Source organism: Klebsiella sp. GG_Kp175 (assembly GCF_040062325.1).
Lineage (GTDB): Bacteria > Pseudomonadota > Gammaproteobacteria > Enterobacterales > Enterobacteriaceae > Klebsiella > Klebsiella quasipneumoniae.
Map to the genome: position 1 here is coordinate 68537 of NZ_JBEAFX010000036.1, position 14500 is coordinate 83036.

The window sequence follows — 14500 nt, forward strand, 5'->3', positions numbered from 1 at the left end:
GTTTTGCCGGATAAGGAGATCGTAAGCATGGCTTTCAGAAACTGGCGGATCGGAATGCATATCCAACAAGATAGCATTGCCATTGTCGCGCTACTGTTTGAGCGCTCACACTGGGCGCTGCGCCGCTGGTGGCGCATTCCGCTGCCGCCAGGCCTGGTGCGGCAGGGGATGGTGGCGGACGTCAGCGCCCTCGGCTCACGGCTGGCAGCCTGGCGGCGGGAGCTACCGGTACAGCATCAGATCAATATCGCCTTTCCCGCGGCTCGCACGCTGCAAAAACGCGTGCCTTATCCCCAGTTCGCCCTGCGAGAGCGGGAACAGGCGACGTGGATAGCCAGCGCCATGACCCAGCAGCTGGCGATGCCCGCCTCCTCTCTCTGTATTGATTATGCGCCCACCTCGCGAAATGACGGCTGGCAGGTTACGGCGGCGCAGCGGCTGGATATCAATGTTCTGCGGGAGCTGGCAGGGCGGTTGCGGCTGCGGGTAGCTGCCATCGTACCGGATGCCAGCGCGCTCGGCGCTTTTTTCCCCTGGGTGACGGCAGCAGAGCAAGGCCTGGCGTGGCGGGATGAAAAGCACTGGCTATGGGCGACCCATGAGGCCTGGGGCTGTGACGCCTGCGATGCGATAGGGTCCTTGAGCCAGCTGGCGGGGCAGCTTCAGGTTCCTCTGCGCTTGTGCGCTGACGCGGGCGACGAGGCCAGTCGTTTTGATGTCTGGCAGGTGGTTCACCGCCGGCAGCCTCCGCTGCCAGCCGATGGCGATCGCTACGCCATTGCCCTTGGGCTGGCGCTGGGGGGGCGGGCGCCATGACGCATGTCGTTAATCTTCTCCCCTGGCGTGACCTGCGTCGCCGCCAGCGCCTGCGCTACACCCTGTTGTTAGCCATCGGTATCGTGCTGCTGGCGGGGATGATCCTGCTGGTGGGGCGAACGGCTGGTCTACAGCGCGACGCCCTGGCGAGGCTCCACGCGACGGCCGACGCAGCGCTGCTCGCCTCGCTCAAACAACGTGAACAGGCGATGCGCGAAGCGTGGCAGCAGCATCAACGCCAGCGCCAGCAGCTCCAGCGCAGATCGACGATCGCTGCCTGGCAACCCCGACTAATGGCGCTCGCGGCGGACCTGCCCGCTCAGGCATGGCTGACGCGGCTGGAGTACCAGGGGGCGCGCCTGACGCTGGATGGCCTGGCCCTCAATTTGCAGGCGCTGGCCGGAGTGGAGGCTTCTCTGGCCAGCGTCACGGGATTCGCACCGGCTAAAGCCGGCGGAACGCAGCGCGACGCCGAGGGGCGCTGGCGGTTCAGTTTCACCCTGTCGGGAGCGCGCGCCGATGAGGATTAATACCCTGCGCACCCGGGCGGGGCTGCTGATCCTGCTCGCGATGGGGCTGACGGGGGGCGGCGTGGCGCTTTGGCGCGATGCCCGGCCGCCGCTGGCGGCGCTGTCCCGCGATGGCGCTCTGCAAACGCAGTGGCGGCGGATCATGGCGCTGCGCATCCCTGACGGTGAAAGATCCGGGGAGCGCATCGACAAGCAGCCGTTCTCGCCCATAGCCATTCCGCTCGCCGGGGCGAAGCTAATCGCCTGGCATCCGCAGGGGAGCGGCGGAGAGATGGAGCTGGCTCTCTCCTGGCCGACGGTACCCGCTCTGTTTTCATGGCTGGCGCGCAGCGGGATGAACCCGCGTTCGTTCTCGCTGGAGCGCGAGGGGCAGGCGCTGCGCATGCGGCTGCAGCTGGAGGCGGAAGATGGTCGGTAAATGCTGGGTTTTGCTGTGGTTGCCGCTGTCGCTGCTGGCGGCCGAGCGCGATCCTTTTCAGCCGGTTGAGGATCCCTGCCGCGCGGCGCAGCTGTCGCAATGGCGTTATGGCGGCGCGGCCGGCGATGGTGCAGGCTGGATGGGTTTTTTGCAGGACGGAAGCGGCACGTGGCGACGGGTGCGCCTGGATGACCAATTGCCCACGGGCTGGCGGGTGAACCGGCTGACGGACAGTGAACTGGACATCGTCACGCCTCCGGGATGTGAACCGCCAGCGTGGCGCTGGCAACGTAAAGGAAAACAAGATGATGCGATGGATAAGCCTGCTTTTGCTGCTACCGCTGGCGGTGGTCGCCGCGCGAAATGATAAGCCGGTTTCGCTGGTCGTTGACGACGCGCCAGTGGCCCAGGTGCTGCAAGCCCTGGCCGAAATGAACCAGAAGAATCTCGTTGTCGCACCGGACGTCAGCGGCACGCTCTCCCTGCGCCTGCAGAAGGTTCCCTGGACCCAGGCGCTGCGGGCAGTGGCGGATAGCGCAGGCCTCTCTTTGCAACAGCAGGGAACGGTCATCTACGCACATACGCAGGCCTGGCAAAAGGCCAACCTGGCGCAGCGCGAAGCGGAACAGGAGAAACGTCTGCAGAACCTGCCGCTGTGGGCGGAGAGCGTGACCCTGCACTATGCCGATGCCGAGGAGCTGGCTAAAAGCGGCGGTAAGTTGCTTAGCGCCCGGGGAAACCTGATGGCGGACAAGCGGACCAATCGGCTGCTGATCCGCGATGATGCCCGCCATCTGCCGGCGCTGAAGGCCTGGGCGCAGGAGATGGATCTGCCGGTCGGACAGGTGGAGCTGGCCGCCCATATCGTGTCAATGAGCGAAACCAGCCTGCGTGAACTGGGGGTGAAATGGCGGCTGGCGGAGGCTGAAAGCACGCCGGGATCCGGGCACATCACCACCCTAAGCAGCGATCTGTCAGTCAACGACGCCAGCACCCGCGCAGGCTTTAACATCGGCAAAATTAACGGGCGCTTGCTTGAGCTGGAGCTTTCCGCGCTGGAGCGCAAGCAGCAGGTCGAGATTATCGCCAGTCCTCGTTTGCTCGCCTCTCATATGCAGCCCGCCAGTATCAAGCAGGGGAGCGAGATCCCCTATCAGGTCTCCAGCGGTGAAAGCGGCGCCACGTCGGTGGAGTTTAAAGAGGCGGTGCTGGGCATGGAGGTGACGCCGACGGTGCTGCAGCAGGGGAGAGTGCGGTTGAAGCTGCGAATAAGCGAGAACACGCCAGGCCAGGTGCTGAAGCAGGATAACGGCGAGGCGCTGGCCATTGATAAACAGGAGATCGAGACCCTGGTGGAAGTCCGCAGCGGCGAGACCCTGGCGTTGGGCGGCATCTTTTCGCAGAAAAACAAAACCGCCCGCGACAGCGTCCCGCTGCTTGGCGATATCCCGGTGCTGGGGCGTCTGTTTCGCCGCGACGGGAAAGATAATGAACGCCGTGAACTGGTTGTCTTTATTACGCCACGGATTCTGGCAGTACGTTAAGCAGGTTTTTCATGCTAAACACGTTTCAGGTGTTTGACGTGAGGACGGATTTAGCATACAAGGGGTACCGATTTGAGAGTCGGGTACGACATCAATCCTCCCTTTATTGTCCGGCGATTTTATTCAGTTGCCAAACCAGCCGGAGTATTGAGATAATTTTTAGTCTGACTCTCGCTCTATTGCATATGAGGTTTCAGTTCATGCCCTGCGGCGCTGGGTGTCTGCGAAGCGGGTTTATCATTAACGAATAGTCTTAGTAGTACCGAAAAAATGGCAGAGAAACGCAATATCTTTCTGGTTGGGCCCATGGGTGCCGGCAAAAGCACTATTGGGCGCCAGTTAGCCCAACAGCTCAACATGGAATTTTACGATTCCGATCAAGAGATTGAGAAACGCACTGGCGCTGATGTGGGCTGGGTCTTCGATGTTGAAGGCGAAGAAGGCTTCCGCGACCGTGAAGAAAAAATTATCAATGAGTTGACGGAAAAACAGGGAATTGTGCTGGCGACTGGCGGCGGCTCTGTAAAATCCCGTGAAACGCGTAACCGTCTCTCCGCCCGCGGCGTGGTGGTCTACCTGGAAACAACGATCGAGAAGCAGTTGGCCCGTACGCAGCGCGATAAAAAGCGTCCTTTGCTACAAGTCGATGCGCCGCCTCGTGAAGTACTGGAAGCGCTGGCTGACGAGCGTAACCCGCTGTATGAAGAGATCGCCGATGTGACTATCCGCACAGACGATCAGAGTGCGAAAGTCGTCGCGAACCAGATTATTCATATGCTGGAAAGCAACTGATTCTGGCTTAATAAAAGTGCGTCAGAGTAAAAGTCACTGAGGTGGATGTCGCGTTATGGAGAGGCTTACTGTTACCCTCGGGGAACGTAGTTACCCGATTACCATCGCGGCTGGTTTGTTCAACGATCCAGCTTCCTTCCTGCCACTTAAGTCGGGCGACCAGGCTATGCTGGTCACCAACGAAACGCTGGCGCCGCTTTATCTGGATACCGTCCGCTCTGCGCTTGAGCAGGCAGGGGTCAACGTTGACAGCGTAGTCCTGCCCGACGGCGAGCAGTATAAAAGCCTGGCGGTAATGGATACCGTATTTACCGCGCTGTTGCAAAAACCCCATGGCCGCGACACCACGCTGGTGGCGCTCGGCGGCGGTGTTGTCGGTGATTTAACCGGTTTCGCCGCGGCAAGCTATCAGCGCGGCGTGCGTTTTATCCAGGTCCCTACCACCCTGCTGTCGCAGGTCGACTCGTCGGTCGGCGGCAAAACCGCAGTGAACCACCCTCTCGGCAAAAACATGATTGGCGCCTTCTGGCAGCCGGTTTCCGTGGTGGTTGATCTTAACTGTCTGAAGACGCTGCCGAAGCGCGAACTCGCTTCCGGACTGGCTGAGGTCATCAAGTATGGGGTGATCCTCGACGGCGCCTTCTTCAGCTGGCTGGAAAACAACATTGATGCCTTGCTGGCGTTGGATGAAAAGGCCATGGCGTACTGCATTCGCCGCTGCTGTGAGCTGAAAGCGGAAGTTGTGGCTGCCGACGAGCGTGAAACCGGGTTACGTGCTTTACTCAATCTTGGACATACCTTCGGCCATGCTATCGAAGCGGAAATGGGCTACGGTAACTGGCTGCACGGCGAAGCGGTGGCGGCAGGTATGGTGATGGCGGCGCATACGTCCGAACGGCTGGGGCAGTTCCGCGAGCAGGATACTCAGCGCCTTATCGATCTGCTCAAGTGTGCAGGCTTACCGGTACGCGGCCCGCAGGAAATGCGTGCGCAGGCGTATTTGCCCCATATGATGCGCGATAAGAAAGTACTGGCTGGCGAAATGCGGCTGGTGCTCCCGCTCGCAATAGGAAGCAGCGAGCTGCGCGGCGGAGTGCCGCACGATGTGGTTCTTGGCGCGATTGCTGACACTCAGCAGGCGCAACAATAAGAAGGTCTGGCCGCGTTCGCGCGGCGTTATCATTTCGGGTGATGTGCAATAATCGTGAGCATAAGCCTTTTAGTGGGGTGTTAAATGGATGATTTCAAACCAGAAGACGATATGAAAGCCGATCGCAACGATCGTCGTGCTGGTCGTTCCCGTCAGTCTTCCGAGCGTGATGCCGATCCGCAGATCAATTTTGACGATGTCGATCTTGATGCCGATGAAGGCCGTCCGACGCGCGCCGGCAAGGCCCGTCGTGAGCGTGAAGAGGAAGAATTCGAAGAAGAACTGGATGCGGAAGATGAGGAGATGCTCGAAGAGCAGCCTGTAGAGCGTCGTCCGCGTAAGCGTAAAAAAGCGCCGGCGAAACCCGCTTCCCGCCAGTACATCATGATGGGCGTGGGCATTCTGGTACTGTTGCTGTTAATCGTGGGTATCGGTTCCGCGCTGAAATCGCCATCTTCTTCCAGCCAGCAGACCGCTTCCGGCGAGAAGAGCATTAATCTGTCTGACGACCAGTCCACCAGCACGCCAGCTGCCGGCCAGGATCAGACTGCCGCCAATACCACCACACAGCAGGACGTCACGGTACCGCCTATTGCCGCGAACCCGACCCAGGGCCAGGCCGCGGCAGAGCCGCAGGGCCAGCAGCGCGTTGAAGTTCAGGGCGATCTGAATAATGCGTTGACCCAGCAGCAGGGCCAGCTGGACGGCGCCGTAGCTAACTCGACGCTGCCAACTGAACCGGCAACCGTCGCGCCGATCCGTAATGGCGCCAGTGGCACCGCGGCGCCGCGCCAGACGACCGAACGTCAGACGGCGGCAACGCCGCGTCCTGCTGAGCGTAAGCACACCGTCATCGAAGCGAAGCCGCAGCCGAAACCACAGGCGGTGGCAAAAGCGCCGGTAGAAACGAAGTCGGTTCAGCCGAAGCATGTTGAAAGCGCGGTGACCACTGCCCCGGCGAAAACGACCGTCGCGGAAAGCAAACCGGTAGCCACCGCGCAGAGTAAACCTGCAGCACCAGCAACCACGACCACTGCTGCGCCAGCCGCAACGGCGGCCGCGGCAGCGCCGGCGGCGAAGAGCGGTAAAACGGCAGGCGACGTCAGCTCGATGAAATCTGCGCCGTCGGGTAACTATACCCTGCAGCTCAGCAGCTCCTCTAACTATGAAAACCTGAACAACTGGGCGAAGAAAGAGAAGCTGGACAGATATGTTGTCTATGAAACATCGCGTAACGGCCAACCGTGGTACGTGCTGGTGAGCGGTATCTATTCATCGAAAGATGAAGCGAAACGCGCGGTCACCTCGCTGCCGCCGGACGTGCAGGCGAAAAATCCATGGGCAAAACCACTGCATCAGGTTCAGGCTGATCTGAAATAATGCCGTGGGGTAGTCTTAAGCGCAGGATGCTGTCGGAGCTTTCTCCACAGCCGGAGAACGTGTAATTAGTTAGGCAGCATGAAAAAGAATCGCGCTTTTCTAAAGTGGGCAGGGGGGAAGTACCCCCTGCTTGACGATATTAAAAAGCATTTGCCGGAAGGTGAGTGCTTAATCGAGCCCTTTGTGGGCGCCGGGTCGGTATTTCTCAATACCGACTTTTCTCGTTATATCCTCGCGGATATCAACAGTGATTTAATCGGCCTGTACAACATCGTCAAATTGCGCACCGACGAGTATGTCGCTGCCGCCCGCGAGATGTTTACCCCGGAAAATAACGTCGCTGAGCGCTACTACCAGTACCGTGATGAGTTCAATCAGAGCCAGGACCCGCTGCGTCGCGCGGTGCTGTTCCTGTATCTGAACCGTCACGGTTACAACGGCCTGTGTCGCTACAATTTGCGCGGCGAGTTCAATGTGCCGTTTGGCCGCTATAAGAAGCCCTATTTCCCCGAGGCTGAGCTCTATCATTTTGCCGACAAGGCGCAAAACGCTGAGTTTTACTGCGAATCTTATGAAGAGTGCATGCAGCGTGCGGATAGCCGCACGGTGGTGTATTGCGATCCGCCCTATGCGCCGTTGACGGCGACGGCGAACTTTACCGCCTACCACACCAACAGTTTCAACCTGGAGCAACAGGTGCTGCTGGCGCAAAAGGCGGAATCGCTGATGAAGAAACGGATCCCGGTGCTGATTTCCAACCACCGCACGCCGTTGACGCAGGAGTGGTATAAAAACGCGGCAGAAACGCATATTGTGAAGGTTCGGCGCAGCATCAGCAGCAACGGTGGTACGCGTAAAAAGGTGGACGAGCTCTTAGCGCTCTACCGTCCGCCTAAGACCAAATAAATTTCAAGGAGATGCGGATGAAGCAGTATTTGATTGCCCCTTCGATTCTGTCGGCTGATTTTGCCCGTCTGGGTGAGGATACCGCGAAGGCGCTGGCGGCGGGTGCGGATGTCGTGCACTTCGACGTCATGGACAACCACTACGTGCCGAACCTGACGATTGGCCCGATGGTGCTGAAGTCGCTGCGTAACTACGGTATTACCGCGCCGATCGACGTCCACCTGATGGTGAAGCCGGTCGACCGCATCATTCCTGATTTTGCCGAAGCTGGCGCCAGCATCATCACCTTCCACCCGGAAGCCTCCGAACACGTCGACCGCAGCCTGCAGCTTATCAAAGAGCACGGCTGTAAAGCGGGCCTGGTGTTTAACCCCGCGACGCCGCTGAGCTATCTCGATTATGTGATGGATAAGCTGGACGTCATCCTGCTGATGTCGGTTAACCCGGGGTTTGGCGGCCAGTCCTTTATTCCCCAGACGCTGGATAAACTACGTGAAGTGCGCCAGCGCATCGATGCGTCCGGCTACGACATCCGTCTGGAAGTGGATGGCGGGGTGAAAGCGAGCAATATCGGCGAAATCGCCGCGGCGGGCGCGGATATGTTCGTTGCCGGTTCGGCGATCTTCGGCCAGCCGGACTACAAGAAAGTGATTGATCAAATGCGTAGTGAATTAGCGAAGGTGAGTCATGGATAAATTACAGGCGATCCGCGGCATCGCGTTTGATCTCGACGGCACGCTAGTGGACAGCGCGCCGGGTCTGACCGCCGCCGTTGATAACGCCCTCTACGCCCTGGAACTGCCGGTGGCGGGAGAAGAGCGCGTCGTAACCTGGATCGGCAACGGCGCCGATGTCCTGATGGAGCGGGCGCTGAGCTGGGCTCGCCAGGAGCGTGCCACGTTACGTGCGGCGATGGGCAAGCCTTCCGTCGACGATCATGATATTCCGCAAGACGAACAGCTGCGCATTTTGCGTAAACTGTTTGACCGCTATTACGCCGAAGCGGCGGAAGAGGGCAGTTTCCTGTTTCCGGCAGTGGCCGATACGCTCGGCGCGCTGCAGGGCAAAGGTCTGCCGCTGGCGTTGGTGACCAATAAGCCGACGCCGTTCGTCGCCCCGCTGCTGGACGCGCTCGATATTGCGAAATATTTTACCGTGGTGATCGGCGGCGATGACGTCCAGAACAAAAAGCCGCATCCGGAACCGCTGCTGCTGGTAGCGCAAAAGCTCGGCCTGACGCCGGAGGCGCTGCTGTTCGTCGGCGATTCACGTAATGATATTCAGGCGGCCAAAGCGGCTGGCTGCTGCTCGGTTGGCCTGACCTACGGTTATAACTATGGCGAACCGCTTGCGCTGAGCGAGCCGGACTATCTCTTCGACCAGTTTAATGAACTCTTACCCGCTCTCGGGTTACCGCACAGTGAAACTCAGGAATTGAAACATGACTAAGCCCATCGTTTTTAGTGGCGCACAGCCCTCAGGTGAACTGACCATTGGCAACTACATGGGTGCGCTGCGTCAGTGGGTAAACATGCAGGACGATTACCACTGCATCTATTGCATCGTGGATCAGCACGCCATCACCGTGCGCCAGGATCCGCAGCAGCTGCGTAAGGCGACGCTGGACACCCTGGCGCTGTATCTGGCCTGCGGCATCGACCCGCAGAAAAGCACTATCTTCGTTCAGTCGCACGTGCCGGAACACGCCCAGTTAGGCTGGGCGTTGAACTGCTACACCTATTTCGGCGAACTGAGCCGCATGACCCAGTTTAAAGACAAGTCCGCGCGCTACGCGGAGAACATCAACGCCGGTCTGTTTGATTATCCGGTACTGATGGCCGCTGACATCCTGCTGTACCAGACCAACCAGGTTCCGGTGGGCGAAGATCAGAAACAGCACCTTGAACTGAGTCGCGATATCGCCCAGCGTTTTAACGCCATCTACGGCGATATTTTTAAAGTGCCTGAGCCGTTTATCCCTAAATCCGGCGCGCGCGTGATGTCGCTGCTGGAGCCGACGAAAAAGATGTCCAAGTCCGACGACAACCGCAACAACGTCATCGGCCTGCTGGAAGACCCGAAATCGGTGGTCAAGAAGATCAAACGTGCGGTCACCGATTCCGACGAGCCGCCGGTGGTGCGCTACGACCTGAAAGAGAAAGCGGGCGTCTCCAACCTGCTGGATATCCTCTCCGCGGTCACCGGGAAAACCATTCCTGAGCTGGAGCAGCACTTCGAAGGCAAAATGTATGGCCACCTGAAAGGCGAAGTCGCCGACGCGGTATCGGGCATGCTGATTGACCTGCAGGAGCGCTATCACCGTTTCCGTAACGACGAAGCGTTTCTCAATCAGGTGATGAAAGACGGCGCAGAAAAGGCCAGCGCGCGGGCTTCTCAAACCCTGAAAGCGGTATACGAAGCGATTGGCTTTGTCGCCAAGCCGTAAGCGACGCAACAGGTAAACAGGGCGGGATTATCCCGCCCTTTTTTATGCCTGTCGTTCACGCCGCGAGGCGAAGGTTAGTGGTTCGAGAACCAGTTCAGTTTATCCCGCAGGCCGACCACCCGGCCGACAATGATCAGCGCCGGGCTGGCCATCTGCTGCGCCAGAATATCCAGCTGTCCTAAGGTGCCGCTGACCACTTTTTGCGTCACGGCGGTGCCGTTCTCGACGATGGCGGCAGGCATATCTTCCGCCATGCCGTGGGCGATAAGCTTCTCGCGGATCGCCGGCGCCTGGTTCAGACCCATGTAGAACACCAGAGTCTGCTTCTCCACCGCCAGGTTCGCCCAGTCCAGCTCGCCGCCGGTTTTCAGATGGCCGGTGACCAGGCGCACGCCCTGGGCGAAATCGCGATGGGTCAACGGGATCCCCGAGTAGGCGGAGCAGCCGGAGGCGGCGGTGATGCCTGGCACAACCGAGAAGGGGATGCCCGCCTCGCAGAGGGTCTCCAGCTCCTCTCCGCCGCGGCCAAAGATAAAGGGATCGCCGCCTTTCAGCCGGACCACGCGTCTTCCTTTTTGCGCTTCGCGCAGCAGGATCTGGTTGATCTCCTCCTGAGGCACGCAGTGATAGCCTGAGCGCTTGCCAACGAACACCCGGTCGGCATCGCGGCGCACCAGATTCATGATGTCGTCGGAGACCAGTCGGTCATAGACCACCACGTCGGCCTGCTGGATCTGCTGCAGGCCTTTGAGCGTGAGCAGCCCGGCGTCACCGGGGCCGGCGCCAACCAGGACGACCTCGCCGCGATGCTCTAACGGCTCGGTCAGCAGTTGCTCGGTGGTATCCGCCACCGCCTGCCGATCATCATTGGCCAGCGACTGCGCCAGGCGGTCGTTAACGAACAGCTTCTCCCAGAAGCGTCGGCGTTCGCCTACGGTGGCAAACTGCTGCTTGACGCGAGCGCGCAGATGGCCGGCGTAGCGGGCCAGCTGACCAAGATGCAGGGGTAAGATTGACTCCAGCTTCTCGCGCAGCAGGCGCGCCAGCACCGGTGATGTCCCGCCCGAGGAGACGGCGACCATCAGCGGCGAGCGGTCGATGATCGACGGCATGATAAAGCTGGCCTGGCGCGGGGCATCCACCACGTTACAGAAAATACGCCGCGCTTCGGCCGCGTCGCTGACCTGCTGGTTCACCGTTTCATTATCGGTAGCGGCGATGGCCAGCCAGCAGTTGTCCAGCAGCGAGGGGATAAACTCCCCCTGCACCAGGGTCAGCATCTGTGAATCGGCCCACACCTGAAACTGAGGGGTAAAGTCGAGCGCATTGACCGTGACGTTTGCGCCAGCATCCAGCAGCAGACGGGCCTTGCGTTCGGCGACATCCCCGCCGCCAACCAGTAAACAATCCCGCTGGCGTAACTGGCAGAATATGGGTAAGTGATCCACAGAATAACCTCATAAAAATAAGGGGTAGAAAGTGAGTGGTCGTAGAATAGCAGCAAAGGTAATACAAAACATGCGACATATCCCGCACTCATGCGCTGTCGGTCAGAAGTGTTACTTATATCTCCCCCCGTGACCGGGGGGAGGAAGCGGGACTCACGCTTTAAGCTGAACGTGGCCGTCTTTTACCCGGGCGTCGAAACGGGCGATGGAGTGGCTCTCATCTTCCATGCACAGCCCGTCGCTCAGGCGAAAGCGCTGCTTTTTCAGCGGACTGGCAACCCACAGGGCGCCGTCATGCTCGGCGATAATTCCGCGAGACAGTACGCTGGCGTTAAAGAACGGATCAATGTTGCTGATGGCGAACACCCTGTCGTCATGATAGGGACGGAAGATCGCCACCTGCTGCTGACCGAGCAGGGCGCAGACGCCGGTGGCGGGCAGGATGTCGTCAATTTTGCAGATGTTTACCCACTGGCTCATGCTTTTTCCTCCACCAGAGTAACCGGGATACGCTCATACGGCGTGGCCGGGCGATGCTGGTCACGTTCCGGCACCACCTGAACGTTCGGGTCGCGCTGGTCGCTGTTGATAAAGTGTTTGAAGCGAGTCTGCGCCGCCGGGTTATTGACGGTCTCGGTCCACTCGCAGGCGAAGGCGGCGCGCAGGCGAGCCAGCTCCTCTTCCAGATGGTCGTTCAGACCGAGCTTGTCATCAATGATCACGCTGCGCAGATAGTCGATCCCGCCTTCCATGTTGTCCAGCCACGGCGCGGTGCGGGTCAGCTTATCGGCGGTGCGGATGTAGAACATCATAAAGCGGTCGAGATACGTAATCAGCGTCTCGCGATCGAGGTCCGCGGCCAGCAGATCGGCGTGGCGCGGCTTCATCCCCCCGTTACCGCATACGTACAGGTTCCAGCCTTTCTCGGTGGCGATGATCCCGACGTCTTTGCCCTGGGCTTCCGCGCATTCGCGGGTGCAGCCGGAGACGCCGAACTTCATTTTGTGCGGGGTGCGGATGCCTTTGTAGCGGTTTTCCAGTTCGACGCCGAAGCCGACGCTGTCGCCGACCCCGTAGCGGCACCAGGTGCTGCCGACGCAGGTTTTCGCCATCCGCAGCGCTTTGGCGTAGGCGTGGCCGGTTTCGAAGCCCGCTTCAATCAGCTGCCGCCAGATCTCCGGCAGGTCGTCTTTCTGCGCGCCAAACAGGCCGATGCGCTGGGAGCCGGTGATTTTGGTGTACAGATTGAATTCACGAGCGATACGGCCCACGGCGACCAGCCCTTCCGGGGTGATTTCGCCGCCCGCGGAGCGCGGAATGACCGAGTAGGTGCCATCTTTCTGGATGTTGGCGAGGAAGTTGTCGTTGGTGTCCTGCAGCGGCGTGTGCTGAGGCTTGAGGATGTACTCATTCCAGCAGGAAGCCAGCAGGGAGCCGACGGTCGGTTTACAAACTTCACAGCCGTAGCCCTGGCCGTGTTTGGCCAGCAGTTCGTCGAAGGTTTTGATGCCTTCCACGCGGATCAGGTGGAACAGCTCCTGGCGGGAGTAAGCGAAGTGCTCGCACAGGTTGTTGTTGACCTCGATGCCCTGTTTCGCCAGCTCGGCGTTGAGCACCTGGGTGACCAGCGGGATACAGCCGCCGCAGCCGGTACCGGCCTTGGTTTCCGCTTTCAGCGCCGCGACGGTATGGCAGCCTTTGTTGATGGCGGCGATCAGGTCGCCTTTGCTGACGTCGAAGCAGGAGCAGATTTGCGCGCTGTCCGGCAGTTTATCGACGCCGATCGACGGCTTGCCGCTGCCGGCGTGGGCCGGGAGGATCAGCGAATCCGGATTCTCCGGCAGCTCGATGGCGTTGAGCACCAGCTGCAGCAGGTTGCCGTAGTCGCTGGTGTCGCCGACCAGCACCGCGCCGAGCAGGGTTTTGTTGTCGGCGCTGACGATCAGACGCTTATAGACTTCTTTGCTTTCGTCAAGATAGACGTAGCTGCGGGCGCCCGGCGTGCGGCCGTGGGCATCGCCGATGCCGCCCACGTCCACGCCCAGCAGCTTCAGCTTGGCGCTGAGGTCGGCGCCGGTGAAGCTGTTTTCACTGCCGAGGAGGTGATCGACGGCCACCTGGGCCATTTTATAACCCGGCGCGACGAGGCCATACACGCGGTTGTTCCAGCTGGCGCATTCGCCGATGGCATAGATATCCGGGTCGGAGGTCTGGCAGCTATCGTTGACCATGATGCCGCCGCGCTGGGCAACCGCCAGCCCACACTGGGTGGCCAGTTTATCGCGCGGGCGGATCCCGGTAGAGAAGACGATGAAATCGACCTGCAGCTCGCTACCGTCGGCGAAGCGCATGGTTTTGCGCGCCTCGATGCCCTGCTGAACGATCTCTTTGGTGTTTTTACTGGTGTGAACTTTCACGCCCATGCTTTCAATTTTGCGCCGCAGCTGCTCGCCGCCCATATGGTCGAGCTGCTCGGCCATCAGCATCGGCGCGAACTCGATAACATGGGTTTCCACGCCGAGGTTTTTCAGCGCGCCTGCGGCTTCGAGGCCGAGCAGACCGCCGCCGACCACCGCGCCGCGTTTACTGCGACGGGCGCAGGATTCAATGGCGTTGAGATCTTCAATGGTGCGATAGACAAAGCAATCCTGGGTTTCCGCGCCTTTAATCGGCGGGATCCAGGGGTATGAGCCGGTCGCCATGATCAGCTTGTCGTAGAACACTGTGCGCCCGGCGCTGGAGTGGATCACCTTCTCCTGGCGGTTGATGGTGATGGCCCTTTCGCCGACCAGCACCTTGACGCCGTGTTTCTCATAGAAGCCTTCGCGGACCAGCGACAGCTCTTCTGCGGTATGGTGGGAGAAATAAGACGACAGGTGGACACGGTCGTAGGCGATACGCGGCTCTTCACAGAACACGGTAATGTCGAATTGTCCGGCAGGCGCCTTATCAAGAAGCTCTTCGATAAAGCGATGGCCAACCATGCCGTTACCGATAATAGCGATTCTGACTTTGCTCATTTTTGCCTCGATTTCTTTTCTATTACCGCCTACCTTAACGATTCAGCCAT

At 59.8% G+C, this 14500-nt stretch carries 14 protein-coding genes and 1 pseudogene; 12 read left to right on the plus strand and 3 right to left on the minus strand.

All coding sequences use genetic code 11. The features are described 5' to 3' along the window. Positions 1-27 precede the first annotated feature (27 nt). The 12 genes and pseudogenes from ABLU73_RS24805 (at position 28) to trpS (ending at position 9982) form a co-directional block, all read left to right on the plus strand. Positions 28-829: pseudogene (locus ABLU73_RS24805) on the plus strand (pilus assembly protein). Continuing rightward, positions 813-1346, plus strand: a complete 534-nt coding sequence (locus ABLU73_RS24810; protein WP_049004049.1) for a PilN domain-containing protein — start codon at positions 813-815, stop codon at positions 1344-1346. Before ABLU73_RS24805 ends, ABLU73_RS24810 begins: the two are co-directional and overlap by 17 nt. Continuing rightward, positions 1336-1764 carry a hypothetical protein gene (locus ABLU73_RS24815; RefSeq protein WP_064178584.1) on the plus strand — a complete coding sequence of 143 codons (429 nt, stop codon included), beginning with the start codon at positions 1336-1338 and terminating at the stop codon, positions 1762-1764. Before ABLU73_RS24810 ends, ABLU73_RS24815 begins: the two co-directional genes overlap by 11 nt. Then, positions 1754-2131: a HofP DNA utilization family protein gene (locus tag ABLU73_RS24820; RefSeq protein WP_032456681.1), complete on the plus strand. Its 378-nt coding sequence runs from the start codon at positions 1754-1756 to the stop codon at positions 2129-2131. The genes ABLU73_RS24815 and ABLU73_RS24820 overlap by 11 nt, the downstream gene beginning before the upstream one ends. Next, the gene (gene hofQ, locus ABLU73_RS24825; protein ID WP_126494058.1) at positions 2070-3308 is read left to right on the plus strand and encodes a DNA uptake porin HofQ; all 1239 of its coding nucleotides are present in this window, start codon (positions 2070-2072) and stop codon (positions 3306-3308) included. The genes ABLU73_RS24820 and hofQ overlap by 62 nt, the downstream gene beginning before the upstream one ends. Positions 3309-3578: 270 nt before the next feature. Next, positions 3579-4100, plus strand: coding sequence for a shikimate kinase AroK (gene aroK / locus ABLU73_RS24830; RefSeq protein WP_002920267.1), 522 nt, complete (start codon positions 3579-3581; stop codon positions 4098-4100). 55 nt (positions 4101-4155) lie between these two features. Continuing rightward, positions 4156-5250, plus strand: a complete 1095-nt coding sequence (aroB, locus tag ABLU73_RS24835) for a 3-dehydroquinate synthase (RefSeq protein ID WP_264923657.1) — start codon at positions 4156-4158, stop codon at positions 5248-5250. Between the two features lie 84 nt (positions 5251-5334). Beyond that, a complete protein-coding gene (damX, locus tag ABLU73_RS24840; protein WP_080841253.1) occupies positions 5335-6630 on the plus strand; it encodes a cell division protein DamX in 1296 nt (431 codons plus the stop codon). Positions 6631-6708: 78 nt separating this feature from the next. Next, positions 6709-7536, plus strand: coding sequence for an adenine-specific DNA-methyltransferase (gene dam, locus ABLU73_RS24845; protein ID WP_004202178.1), 828 nt, complete (start codon positions 6709-6711; stop codon positions 7534-7536). Between the two features lie 17 nt (positions 7537-7553). Beyond that, a complete protein-coding gene (gene rpe / locus ABLU73_RS24850; protein WP_004202179.1) occupies positions 7554-8231 on the plus strand; it encodes a ribulose-phosphate 3-epimerase in 678 nt (225 codons plus the stop codon). Then, positions 8224-8985 (plus strand): phosphoglycolate phosphatase, encoded by a 762-nt coding sequence (gene gph, locus ABLU73_RS24855; RefSeq protein ID WP_004202180.1) that lies wholly within the window; start codon positions 8224-8226, stop codon positions 8983-8985. The genes rpe and gph overlap by 8 nt, the downstream gene beginning before the upstream one ends. Further along, a complete protein-coding gene (gene trpS / locus ABLU73_RS24860; RefSeq protein WP_023319242.1) occupies positions 8978-9982 on the plus strand; it encodes a tryptophan--tRNA ligase in 1005 nt (334 codons plus the stop codon). Before gph ends, trpS begins: the two co-directional genes overlap by 8 nt. A 74-nt stretch (positions 9983-10056) precedes the next feature. On the opposite strand, the gene cysG is transcribed toward trpS, so the two are convergent. The 3 genes from cysG to nirB all read right to left on the minus strand — a co-directional run bounded on the left by cysG (position 10057) and on the right by nirB (position 14450). Further along, complete coding sequence (gene cysG, locus ABLU73_RS24865; protein WP_004202185.1) at positions 10057-11430, minus strand: siroheme synthase CysG; 1374 nt, start codon at positions 11428-11430, stop codon at positions 10057-10059. 153 nt (positions 11431-11583) lie between these two features. Further along, on the minus strand, positions 11584-11910 hold the full coding sequence (gene nirD, locus ABLU73_RS24870) for a nitrite reductase small subunit NirD (RefSeq protein WP_048295657.1): 327 nt from the start codon (positions 11908-11910) through the stop codon (positions 11584-11586). Then, positions 11907-14450 (minus strand): nitrite reductase large subunit NirB, encoded by a 2544-nt coding sequence (gene nirB / locus ABLU73_RS24875; RefSeq protein WP_264923655.1) that lies wholly within the window; start codon positions 14448-14450, stop codon positions 11907-11909. Before nirB ends, nirD begins: the two co-directional genes overlap by 4 nt. Positions 14451-14500 lie beyond the last annotated feature (50 nt).

Coding starts and splice junctions, on each gene's coding strand:
- gph (WP_004202180.1), top strand. CDS start 8,224: ATGGATAAATTACAGGCGATCCGCGGCATCGCGTTTGATCTCGACGGC.
- ABLU73_RS24820 (WP_032456681.1), top strand. CDS start 1,754: ATGGTCGGTAAATGCTGGGTTTTGCTGTGGTTGCCGCTGTCGCTGCTG.
- ABLU73_RS24815 (WP_064178584.1), top strand. CDS start 1,336: ATGAGGATTAATACCCTGCGCACCCGGGCGGGGCTGCTGATCCTGCTC.
- rpe (WP_004202179.1), top strand. CDS start 7,554: ATGAAGCAGTATTTGATTGCCCCTTCGATTCTGTCGGCTGATTTTGCC.
- trpS (WP_023319242.1), top strand. CDS start 8,978: ATGACTAAGCCCATCGTTTTTAGTGGCGCACAGCCCTCAGGTGAACTG.
- hofQ (WP_126494058.1), top strand. CDS start 2,070: ATGATGCGATGGATAAGCCTGCTTTTGCTGCTACCGCTGGCGGTGGTC.
- ABLU73_RS24810 (WP_049004049.1), top strand. CDS start 813: ATGACGCATGTCGTTAATCTTCTCCCCTGGCGTGACCTGCGTCGCCGC.
- aroB (WP_264923657.1), top strand. CDS start 4,156: ATGGAGAGGCTTACTGTTACCCTCGGGGAACGTAGTTACCCGATTACC.
- aroK (WP_002920267.1), top strand. CDS start 3,579: ATGGCAGAGAAACGCAATATCTTTCTGGTTGGGCCCATGGGTGCCGGC.
- nirB (WP_264923655.1), bottom strand. CDS start 14,450: ATGAGCAAAGTCAGAATCGCTATTATCGGTAACGGCATGGTTGGCCAT.
- dam (WP_004202178.1), top strand. CDS start 6,709: ATGAAAAAGAATCGCGCTTTTCTAAAGTGGGCAGGGGGGAAGTACCCC.
- nirD (WP_048295657.1), bottom strand. CDS start 11,910: ATGAGCCAGTGGGTAAACATCTGCAAAATTGACGACATCCTGCCCGCC.
- damX (WP_080841253.1), top strand. CDS start 5,335: ATGGATGATTTCAAACCAGAAGACGATATGAAAGCCGATCGCAACGAT.